Origin of the sequence: Pandoraea commovens, assembly GCF_024704525.1 — a bacterium.
Taxonomy (GTDB): Bacteria; Pseudomonadota; Gammaproteobacteria; order Burkholderiales; family Burkholderiaceae; genus Pandoraea; species Pandoraea commovens.
Map to the genome: position 1 here is coordinate 649,283 of NZ_CP102780.1, position 10,207 is coordinate 659,489.

The window sequence follows — 10,207 nt, forward strand, 5'->3', positions numbered from 1 at the left end:
GCGAATCGAGCGAATCGAGCGCATCGACCAAATCAACGAATTACCGAATTTCAACACTGCAACGCTCATTGCAAGCCTTTGCCCAGGAGCAATCATGGCACCGATCGAAAATAGCTACATTCTGAAGTTGTCCTGCCCGGACCGTCCCGGCATCGTCCACACGGTGGCCGGTTTCCTGGTCGAGCGCGGCGGCAACATTCTCGACTCGGCGCAGTTCAACGATCGCTTCACGGGCGGCTTCTTCATGCGCGTGCATTTTCAACAACTGCCGGGCCAGACCGATCTGGCGTCGCTCCAGCGTGACTTCGCCCCGCTGGCCGAGCAGTTCGAGATGGAATGGGAACTGGTCGACGCGTCGATCAAGCCGCGCGTCATGCTGATGGTGTCGAAGATCGGGCACTGCCTGAACGACCTGCTGTTCCGCTACAAGACCGGCCAGCTCAACGTCGAAATCCCGGTGATCGTCTCGAACCACAAGGATTTCTACCAACTGGCGGCGAGCTACAACATCCCGTTCCACTATCTGCCGCTCATGAACGCGACGCCCGAGTCGAAGGCTGCGCAGGAAGCCAAGGTGTTCGAGCTGGTCGAAGACAACAACATCGATCTGGTGGTGCTGGCCCGCTACATGCAGGTGCTCTCCAGCGACCTGTGCAAGAAGCTGGCGGGCCGCGCCATCAACATCCACCATTCGTTCCTGCCGAGCTTCAAGGGTGCAAAGCCGTACTATCAGGCGTTCGACCGTGGCGTGAAGCTGATCGGGGCGACGGCGCATTACGTGACGTCCGATCTCGACGAAGGTCCGATCATCGAACAGGAAGTCGAGCGCGTCGACCACACGATGGACCCGGAGCAACTGACCGCCATCGGGCGCGACGTGGAATGTGTGGCCCTCGCGCGCGCCGTGCGCTTTCACGCCGAGCACCGCATTCTGCTCAACGGCCACAAGACGGTGATCTTCCGCTAAGCGGCCAGTTCAAAAATACGGATGGGCAGCGCGCCGCAGACGATGCAATCAGTCGTTGGCGGCCGCTTCGGCTTCGCTCTGCTCGATGGCCTTGACGATGATGCGCAGCGTGGCGTCGAGGTGATCTTCCGTATGCCGCCTGGCGGCGGCCACGTCGCGTGCACGGTACTCGTCCAGCATTTGCTGGTGCTCGTGATTACTGACCTCGACGTGCACCGGACGCATATACAGCGACAGCGCAATGTAAGGACCGGACGCATCGCGTAACGTCTTGATGAGATGCGCCAGACGCGATTCGTCCTGCGAGGCCCACAGTGCTGCGTGAAACGCCTGATTCAGCTCGGTCCATTTGGCGACATCCTGCGTGGCGAGCATTTCCGCATGAAGCGCCTGTGCGCGCGCGATGTCCGCTTCGCTGATCGTGGCCATCGCCTGCTCGGCCATCATCGGTTCGAGCGTCTTGCGCAATCGGTAGAGCTCGTTGACGTCGTCGACCGTCAGACCGCGCACCACCGCGCCGCGGTGAACGTCGAAGAACACCAGCCCCTCGGAGACGAGCGTGCGCAGTGCTTCGCGCACCGGCGTGGTCGACATCTCCAGACGGCGCGCGAGGTCGTCCTGCCGCAGGCGGTCGCCCGCTTTGAGCTTGCCTTGCAGAATCTCGGTACGCAGTGTCTCGATGGCATATTGATATGCCGTGAGACGGCGGCGGCCAGAGGTGCCGGACACGCTGGCAGATGCGGAGGACGTGCTTTTCAAAGCGGTGTGGTGTGAGGATTATCGACGCGTGAGTTTACTCCAATTTGTCAGGGCCTCCGTCACGGCGCCGGGTGCCACGCCCGAGGCAAGGAGCGCCGTCACGAGCAGTCGTGACTTGAGTCCCGAGAGCCAGCCGGACATCACGGCCCCGCGCCGGACCAGATCGATTTCCGCCCCCACGTAGCCGTAAGTTTGCGACGCCGTCGAGCCACCCGCTGCCCGGCTCGCGATCACCACCGGGACCTTTTGTGTCAACTCGCCGATACGCTCGGCAAAGCCGAACGACACGTGGCCCGCGCCCTGCGCCGCGATCACCACGGCCTCATAACCCGCTTGCACGGCGAGCTCGGCAAGCTCGCCCTCGTCGCCCAGCACGGCGCTCACCAAAGCCACCTTCGGCCACGCACGAACCGGTCGTGCCAACGGCTGCGCACGCATCGGGGCGGCGTGGAAAAACGTCGGGCGACCTTCCACCAGGCGTGCAGCAACGCCGCCGTCGAGCGACACGAAGGCCTGAACCGCTAGCGAATCGCCCTTGCTGACCCAGCGTGCATAGTGCGCCGTGTCGTTCATCACCACCAACACGCCCCGGCCTGCACTGTCGGGATGGATCGCCGTGCGCACGGCCGACAGCAGATTGGCCGGACCGTCGGCACCGGCCGCCTGCGGCGCGCGCATCGCGCCGGTCAGGATCAGCGGTGCGGGCAGCTTCCAGAACAAGTCCAGCAGGAATGCCGTCTCCTCCAGCGTGTCGGTGCCCTGGGTGAGCACCACACCGACGGCGCCCGCCGCGATCTGTTGCTCGGCCCAGGTAAGCACCTCCATCAAATCGTCGTAGCGCAGCGATGCGCTGGGAAGCTGACGAATCGATGCCGTCGTGATCGTCGCGGCCTCGGATAAACCGGGCACCGAGCGCGCCAGTTGCGCGGCGTCTAGCGTAGGGACGACGCCGCCTGCGGCGTCGGAGGGCGTCATGCTGATCGTGCCGCCAAGCGAGGCGACGGCAACCACGGGAAGCAAATTGGACATGGTGGAGGGTGGGTTTTTGATTTCAGTTGATATGCATTGTGCATTATATATAATCGACAATCGTTTGCGAAGGGCATCGAGCGCTTCGCACAGACCGACAATGAGGAGACGTCATGCAACCAACAACCGTGGGCCATCCGGCCGCTGGAGCGACGCGATACCGGTTCGCCGTATTCGCGCTGATCGTGGTGATTGCCCTGGTGAACTACATCGACCGCGGCGCAATTTCGTATTCCGCCGCGCAGATCACGGCCGAATACGGCTTCGACCGCGCGGGCTGGGGGGCCGTACTCGGCTACTTCGGCTACGGCTACATGTTCGGCGCGCTCTTCGGGGGCGCACTGGCGGACCGTCTGGGCGCCAAGAAGGTATGGGTGATTGCCGGCATCGCATGGTCGGCGTTCGCCATTGCCATGATCTGGGCGGGCGACATCGGGATCGCGGTATTTGGTGGCTCGGCACTGACCGGGTTCGCCACGATTCGTGTGCTGTTCGGTTTCGCCGAGGGACCGGCCTACTCCATCATCAACAAGACGATGTCTGCATGGGCGTCGCCGTCTGAGCGCGGCTTCGCGGTGTCGATCGGCCTGTTGAGCACGCCGCTGGGCGCGCTGCTCACGGCACCGGTGGCCGTCGGCCTGCTGTTGCTGACCGATAGCTGGCGCACGATGTATGTTGTGCTCGGCATTGCGGGTTTCGTGCTGATTGCGCTGTTCGCACGCGTCTATACGAATCGCCCCGAAGAGAACCCGCGCGTGAACGCCGCCGAAGTGGCGCTGATTCAGGCGGGACGTCCGGCGCAGAACACGTCCGCCGCCGCAGCTGCGAGCGACATGCCGTGGTGGAGCTTCTTCAAGAGCAAGACACTGGTGTTCAACTCGATCGGCTACTTTGCCTTCATCTACGTGAACTTCATGCTGTTGACGTGGACACCGAAGTATCTTGCGGACGAATTCCATTTCACGCTGTCGTCGCTCTGGTATATCGGCATGATCCCGTGGACGGGCGCGTGTGTGACGGTGTTGCTCGGCGGTCGCATCTCGGACTGGCTGTATCGCAAGACGGGCAAGCTGGTGATCGCCCGTAGCTGGTTCGCGGCCGCCGCGCTGACCTGCACGACGCTGTGCTTCCTGCTGGTGTCGCAGGCACAAAGCGTGTGGGCGGTGATCGCGCTGATGACGCTCGGCAACGCGCTGAATGCCCTGCCGAACTCGGTGTACTGGGCGGTGGTGATCGACACGGCACCCACGCGCGTGGGCACGTTCAGCGGTCTGATGCACTTCATCGCGAACATTGCCTCAGTGCTTGCCCCCACGCTTGCCGGGATTCTGTCGGCCAAGTATGGCTATTCGTCGATGTTCATTGCCACGGCCGTCGCCACGGCGGTCGGCGTTTTCGCCATGCTGCAGGTCAAGCCGGGTGTCGGCCCGAAGCTCACGCGTCGTGAGGGCGAGACGGTGTCGGCCTGATCCTGACCGGCATGCAACAGAAAACGGGGACTCGCGCCTCTCGCGATATCATTTCCTGATCACCGGCATCTCGATGCCGCTCAGGAAAGCAGAAACAAAACAAGGACGATGCGCCGGCCGGCACCCAACACCGGCCGGCGTTCGCGCGAGACGCCCGCATGAACCTTCAGCATCTGCACGCCTTCACCATCGTGGCCCAGCAGCAAAGCATTCGCAGCGCAGCGCGCGTGCTCGGTCTGTCCCAGCCAGCGGTCACACGCATCATGCGCGAGCTCGAACGCAACGTCGACACGCACCTGCTGCATCGCGGCAGCAAGGGGATCGAGCTCACGCCGTACGGTCAGGCATTGCTCAAACGCGCTCATCTGATTCTCGAGGAAGCGCGCAAGGCGCAAGATGAACTCGACCAGATGCGCGACGGTGCGGGCGGCAGCCTGAACATCGCGATTTCGTCGACCGCAGCGCTGTCGCTGTTTCCGTCGGCGTTGCAGCGCTTTCGCGAGCGCATGCCGCGCGTCGAACTCACGATCAGCGAGTCTGCGCCCCCCCACACACAGGACCAGTTGGAAGCCGGGCGTCTCGACTTCGCCGTGTTGACCGAACTCGAAGGCGGTGCCGCCGACGGATTCGAGCGCACCGTGCTGCTGCCCATGCAACTGGTCGTGGTCGGTCGCAAGCGGCATCCGCTGCGCGGCGCGAAGTCGATTGCGGAATTGCGCGACAGCCTGTGGCTCGTGCCGGGCATTGGCGACAGTGCGACCGATTATCTGAGTCGCGTGTTCCGGGACTATCGCCTGAACCCACCGCAAGACGTGATCTCGTGTCGCTCGATCGTGACGGCGTTGAGCATCATGGAGAACTCCGACGCGCTCGGGATCTTCTCGCGCGTGGTGCTCGACCGGCGCCAGCGCATCGCGAACCTGAGCCTGTTTCACCCCGCCGAACCGCTGCCGATGGCGTGGCTGTCGCTCGTGACACGGCCGGGGTCGCAGCCCACGCCGGCGGCGCGCTGTCTGATGAACTGCCTCGCGGAAGCGGCGGCGAGTTTCACGGCGGCCGACGTCTGAGACGGCTGCGCATGACGATCGCCTCCTGTTGATTCACCCGCCTCGTGCGATAAGAAATGCTGATATCAGGAATATATTTCTTATCTTTTGGGTATAGGGGCGCAGCGATAAGATCCCCGTAACCCGTCTGCCGACGTTTAACGTGGCGCCCTCTCCGGTGGCACAGTACGGCGACGCAGACGAGTCACTACAACAACCGATACCTGCACCGGCCAGGCCGGTGTGCGGGCAAGGAGGATGGGGATGACGACATCGCAAGACACCGAGCGTTACTTTTCTTCGACCTACGCCGAGGCGCGCGAGCGTTTTCTGAGCGCAGCACGACGGCACACCGACCGGATCGATTCGTACCCGGTCGACGCCACTGGCGCGCAGGGCGAAGCCTTGTCGACCGACGTGGCGATGATCGCGCCGCCGAACGCCCGCCGCCTGCTGATCCTGACGTCGGCCACGCACGGCGCCGAGGGGCATTGCGGCTCAGGTTGCCAGGTGGCGTTGCTTGACGACGCGCCGATGCTTGCACGAGCGGCCGAGGCCGGTGTGGCCCTGCTGCTGATCCACGCGGTCAATCCGTATGGTTTCTCGTGGGGCAGTCGTACCAACGAAGACAACATCGACCTGAATCGCAACGCGCAGGCCTTCGGCGCGCAACCGCTGCCGGTCAACGCCGACTATGGCGATGTCCACGACTGGCTCGTGCCGTCCGAATGGCCGCCCACGCCGCAGAACGAGCGCGCCATCGCCGAGTACATAGAACGCCACGGCGTACAACGTTTCCGCAACGCGGTTTCCAGCGGGCAATACACGCACGCCAGTGGCCTGTTCTATGGAGGTCAGGCACAAAGCCGTTCGCTGCAGACTGTCTCGCATGTCCTGCGCACGCAGGCCGCGAGCTTCGCGGACATCGGTTGGATCGATTACCACACCGGACTCGGGCCGCAGGGACACGGCGAGAAGATCTTTGCAGGTCAGCGCAACGAGCAGGAAGTCGATCGCGCGCGGCAATGGTGGGGCGCGGACATCGCGGTGCCGTTTGCAGGCACGTCGGCGTCGGTGGACGTGACGGGGCAGCTTGCCTCGACGATCTACACGTGCTGCCCCGAATCGCGCCCGACCCTGATGGCGATGGAGTACGGTACGCAGCCGTTCGAGGCTGTCGTCGGCGCGTTGCGTGGCGAAGCCTGGCTGCGCGCGCATCCGGACGCGCCGACCGACGTTGCAACGGCGTTGCGTCGGCGCGTGCGCGACGCGTTCTATTGCGATCACGACGTGTGGAAGGGCATGGTGCTCGGCCAAAGCCGGGTCGCTGTGCTTCAGGCGCTTTGCGGGCTGTCAACGACGTGATGCTGCGCCCGCTTCCGGGTGCGCGTGCGTCGTCACGCATCATCTCGCGTGGTTGATGATCTATCGGGTCGGCGCGGCATCTCGCGGGTGTCGCGTCACCCTCGATTCGGCAAGTCTTCTGCACTTCAAGGAATCGCAATGAACAATGCGTCTCTCGCAATGTCGGCCGATGCGAAGCCCGCCACGCCTGCGTGGCGGGTCATCGCGGCCGCCACCATCGGCAATGCCCTCGAATGGTTCGACCTTGTCGTCTACGGCTTTTTCGCCGTCACGATCTCCAGGCTGTTTTTTCCGGCGGGCGACTCGACCGTCTCGTTGCTGCTCACGCTGGGCACGTTTGGCGTGTCGTTCTTCATGCGTCCGCTCGGCGCGATCGTGCTCGGCGTTTATGCCGACAAGGCTGGCCGAAAGGCCGCACTCACGTTGTCGATCACGTTGATGATGGCCGGCACACTCATCATCGGCCTGATGCCGACCTACGCTTCCATTGGCGTGCTTGCGCCGATCGGTCTGGTTCTCGCGCGGATGATCCAGGGCTTTTCAGCTGGTGGGGAGTATGGCAGTGCCACAGCGTATCTCGCGGAACAAGCGCCGTCGCGCCGAGGCTTCTACGCGAGCTGGCAGTCGTCGAGTCAGGGCATGACGACCTTGCTGGCATCGGTCTTCGGGGCCGTGCTCACGAGCAGTCTGAGCGATGCCCAGATGCAAAGCTGGGGATGGCGTATCCCGTTCCTGTTCGGCCTGACGATCGGCCCGGTGGCGTATTACATCCGCACGCACATGGACGAGACGCCCGAGTTCGTGGCGGCCGAGACCACGCAATCGCCGCTGGCCGATACGTTCTCGAGCCAGAAGGAACGCCTGTTGCTCGCCATCGGCGTCGTCGTGCTCGCCACGGTTTCAGCCTACCTGATCCTGTTCATGCCGACGTATGCCGTCAAGCAGCTCGGTGTTTCGGCTTCGACGGTTTTCACGGCCATCATCGCCACCGGCGTGATTCAGACAGTGGGCGCGCCGATCGTGGGGCACCTGTCGGACAAGCACGGGCGCACGGGCATGATGCTCGGTGCCGCCGTGGTGTTCCTGCTGCTGTCCTGGCCGGCGTTTTACGTGCTCGACCTTCATGCCACGTTCGGCACCATGATGGCCATGCAGATCGGTATCGGGCTGGTGAGCGTGGCGTACTACGGCGGCATGCCTGCACTGCTCAGTGAGCTGTTCCCGACGCAAACCCGTACGACGGGTATGTCGATCGCTTACAACCTGGCGGTCACGATCTTCGGCGGCTTCGCCCCCTTCATCATCACCTGGCTGATACAGGTCACCGGTAGCAAACTCGCGCCGAGTTTCTACCTGATGGGCGCGGCAGTGATCAGCATGATGGCGTTGCTGCGGATCAGGGCGTTGAAGTTGCGTCTATGAAGTCCGTGTCGCCAGAAGCGGCACATCGCACAAACGCAAAAGCCCGGGACGCGTAGTCTCGGGCTTTTTTATCGCGCGCGAAACGTATCAGGTGCGCTGTGCCAGTTCGCTGCCCGCATCGCGCGAAAGCCGCGCAATCGAAATCGTCGAGCTCACGGCGATCAGGCCGACGACGAGAAACGCCCACGGGAAGTCGACGTTCGTCACATGGTCGCGCCCATGCAGCCACGACGACGTCTGCAACACTGCCGCACCAATCGTAATCCCGAGCGTGAGCGACACCTGTTGTGCGACGCTGGCGAGGCTCGTGGCCTGACTCATGCGATGCCCCGGCACGTCGGCGTAGGAAATCGCATTCAGACTCGTGAATTGCAGCGAGCGGAAGCAACCGCCGAACAGCAGCGTGCCGAGAATCACCAGGTGCGAGGTCTGGTCGGTAAAGAGTCCATACCCTCCGATGGTCGCGGCCGCAATGACCGCATTCGTCATCAGTACGCGACGGAACCCCCAGCGCTGAAGAATGCGCAGAGAGAGCGTCTTCATGAACATCGCACCGGCGGCGGAGATGAACGTCAGTGCGCCCGACTCCAGCGGCGTCATGCCGAAGCCGAGTTGCAGCATCAGCGGCAAGAGAAACGGTGTCGCGCCGACGCCGATGCGAAACAGCGTGCCGCCACCGACACCCGCGCGGAACGTAGGGATGCGAAACAGATCGAGTCGCAACAACGGATGCGCAATCCCTTTCGCATGACGCAGATACGCGACGATCAGCGTAGCGCCGACGGCGACCAGCCCGAGGGCGAGCGGCGTCGGAATCAGATGCCGGCCGATGGTCGACAGGCCGAGCATCAGAATCGATAACCCGAAACCCGAGAGCAGGAAGCCCTTGACGTCGAGCGGCGGCACTTCGTCTTCATACAGATCGGGGATGTATTTCGTCGCGAGGATGAAACCGAGCACGCCGATGGGGATGTTGATGAAGAAGATCCAGCGCCAGTGCCAGTACGTCGTGATGAAGCCGCCGAGCGGCGGACCGAGCACCGGGCCGACCAGCGCCGGGATCGTGAGGTAGTTGAGCGCGCGCACCATGTCGCGCTTCTCCACGGACTTGAGCAGTGCGAGTCGCCCCACGGGCACCATCATCGCGCCGCCCATGCCCTGCACGAAGCGTGCAATCACCAGCTCCGGCAAGTTGGTCGAGATGCCACAGCAGATGGAGCTGACGACGAACACGCCGATGGCGGTGCGAAAGACGTTACGCGTGCCGAAGCGATCGGCGATCCATCCACTGACCGGAATGAAGACCGCGAGGCTGATGAGGTACGTCGTGAGGGCGAGCTTGAGCGTGATCGGGCTCTCGCCGAGATCTTTCGCGATCAACGGCAAGGAGGTGGACAACACGGTGGAATCCATGTTCTCCATGAACAGCGCGCAGGCAACTATCAGTGGAACAAGCATGAGGCATGGCGTTGCCGTCGCGGCAACGAGAGTAAGCGAACGAGGTACGGCAAGAGGTGCAGCACGGGGGGTACCGGGGTAAAGCGCAGACGTTGAAGCAGATGACGCTTTCTGCGGTTATAGCAAATTCCGGTGCTGCTCGTCCCGTTGAGAGGGGAAGCGAGGCGTCATGCGGGTTTCGGACGAGGTGATAGCGCGATGCGTCGTTTCAAACAGCGGAATGCCGTGCTGTAGGGCGATATCACGTTTTATCTGATGAACTTCGTAAGTCGTTAATGCGACTCAAGAAAGTCACGGAGGACGTCAAGGTGCGTATGCGCTTCGTCGTCTTCCAGTCGATGTGCGGCCGTGAGTAATGTGACCGGACCTTCGGTCAGACGCTTGCGCAACTCGGCGAGCATCGCGTTGTGATCTGCATCCAATGTCGAAAGCTCTTCGAGGAAGCGAGTGCGGAACTCCGCGAACGCCTCGGGATGCTCGTGAAACCACTTGCGCAGCGGTGTACTCGGCGTGACGTCCTTTGCCCAGAAGTCGATGTGCGCCTTGACCTTGGCCAACCCGCGCGGCCAGAGGCGGTCGGCGAGAACACGCTGGCCGTCGGCAGCGTCGGGGGCGTCGTAGACGCGCTTGAAGCGAATGTTGTAGGACGGCATGGGGGACGGCCTCCGGTAGTGATCGAGTGAGCGCGCGCA

9 protein-coding genes are annotated in these 10,207 nt (G+C 63.1%); 5 read left to right on the forward strand and 4 right to left on the reverse strand.

Going from position 1 to position 10,207, the window contains the following annotated elements; translation table 11 throughout:
• Nucleotides 1-94: 94 nt before the first annotated feature.
• Nucleotides 95-967: a formyltetrahydrofolate deformylase gene (gene purU / locus NTU39_RS03420; RefSeq protein ID WP_046290690.1), complete on the forward strand. Its 873-nt coding sequence runs from the start codon at nt 95-97 to the stop codon at nt 965-967.
• Between the two features lie 48 nt (nt 968-1,015).
• On the opposite strand, the gene NTU39_RS03425 is transcribed toward purU, so the two are convergent.
• Nucleotides 1,016-1,696 (reverse strand): GntR family transcriptional regulator, encoded by a 681-nt coding sequence (locus NTU39_RS03425; RefSeq protein WP_174984882.1) that lies wholly within the window; start codon nt 1,694-1,696, stop codon nt 1,016-1,018.
• Between the two features lie 48 nt (nt 1,697-1,744).
• Nucleotides 1,745-2,755, reverse strand: a complete 1,011-nt coding sequence (locus NTU39_RS03430; RefSeq protein ID WP_257959194.1) for an asparaginase — start codon at nt 2,753-2,755, stop codon at nt 1,745-1,747.
• Nucleotides 2,756-2,868: 113 nt separating this feature from the next.
• Here NTU39_RS03430 and NTU39_RS03435 point away from each other — a divergent pair, with 113 nt between their 5' ends.
• The 4 genes from NTU39_RS03435 (at nt 2,869) to NTU39_RS03450 (ending at nt 8,057) form a co-directional block, all read left to right on the forward strand.
• The gene (locus tag NTU39_RS03435; RefSeq protein WP_257959195.1) at nt 2,869-4,224 is read left to right on the forward strand and encodes an MFS transporter; all 1,356 of its coding nucleotides are present in this window, start codon (nt 2,869-2,871) and stop codon (nt 4,222-4,224) included.
• Between the two features lie 158 nt (nt 4,225-4,382).
• Nucleotides 4,383-5,291 (forward strand): LysR family transcriptional regulator, encoded by a 909-nt coding sequence (locus NTU39_RS03440; protein WP_150665365.1) that lies wholly within the window; start codon nt 4,383-4,385, stop codon nt 5,289-5,291.
• A gap of 243 nt (nt 5,292-5,534) precedes the next feature.
• Nucleotides 5,535-6,635 carry a M14 family metallopeptidase gene (locus tag NTU39_RS03445; RefSeq protein ID WP_257959196.1) on the forward strand — a complete coding sequence of 367 codons (1,101 nt, stop codon included), beginning with the start codon at nt 5,535-5,537 and terminating at the stop codon, nt 6,633-6,635.
• A 138-nt stretch (nt 6,636-6,773) separates the two neighbouring features.
• Entirely contained in the window at nt 6,774-8,057 is a 1,284-nt protein-coding gene (locus tag NTU39_RS03450) for an MFS transporter (protein ID WP_257959198.1), read from the forward strand.
• Nucleotides 8,058-8,144: 87 nt separating this feature from the next.
• Here NTU39_RS03450 and NTU39_RS03455 read toward each other — a convergent pair whose 3' ends face one another.
• Together NTU39_RS03455 and NTU39_RS03460 are read right to left on the reverse strand one after the other, a co-directional pair.
• A complete protein-coding gene (locus NTU39_RS03455) occupies nt 8,145-9,470 on the reverse strand; it encodes an MFS transporter (RefSeq protein WP_246184658.1) in 1,326 nt (441 codons plus the stop codon).
• Nucleotides 9,471-9,787: 317 nt separating this feature from the next.
• A complete protein-coding gene (locus tag NTU39_RS03460) occupies nt 9,788-10,168 on the reverse strand; it encodes a DUF488 domain-containing protein (RefSeq protein WP_150665368.1) in 381 nt (126 codons plus the stop codon).
• Nucleotides 10,169-10,207: the final 39 nt, after the last annotated feature.

Coding starts and splice junctions, on each gene's coding strand:
- purU (WP_046290690.1), top strand. CDS start 95: ATGGCACCGATCGAAAATAGCTACATTCTGAAGTTGTCCTGCCCGGAC.
- NTU39_RS03430 (WP_257959194.1), bottom strand. CDS start 2,755: ATGTCCAATTTGCTTCCCGTGGTTGCCGTCGCCTCGCTTGGCGGCACG.
- NTU39_RS03435 (WP_257959195.1), top strand. CDS start 2,869: ATGCAACCAACAACCGTGGGCCATCCGGCCGCTGGAGCGACGCGATAC.
- NTU39_RS03440 (WP_150665365.1), top strand. CDS start 4,383: ATGAACCTTCAGCATCTGCACGCCTTCACCATCGTGGCCCAGCAGCAA.
- NTU39_RS03445 (WP_257959196.1), top strand. CDS start 5,535: ATGACGACATCGCAAGACACCGAGCGTTACTTTTCTTCGACCTACGCC.
- NTU39_RS03450 (WP_257959198.1), top strand. CDS start 6,774: ATGAACAATGCGTCTCTCGCAATGTCGGCCGATGCGAAGCCCGCCACG.
- NTU39_RS03455 (WP_246184658.1), bottom strand. CDS start 9,470: ATGGATTCCACCGTGTTGTCCACCTCCTTGCCGTTGATCGCGAAAGAT.
- NTU39_RS03460 (WP_150665368.1), bottom strand. CDS start 10,168: ATGCCGTCCTACAACATTCGCTTCAAGCGCGTCTACGACGCCCCCGAC.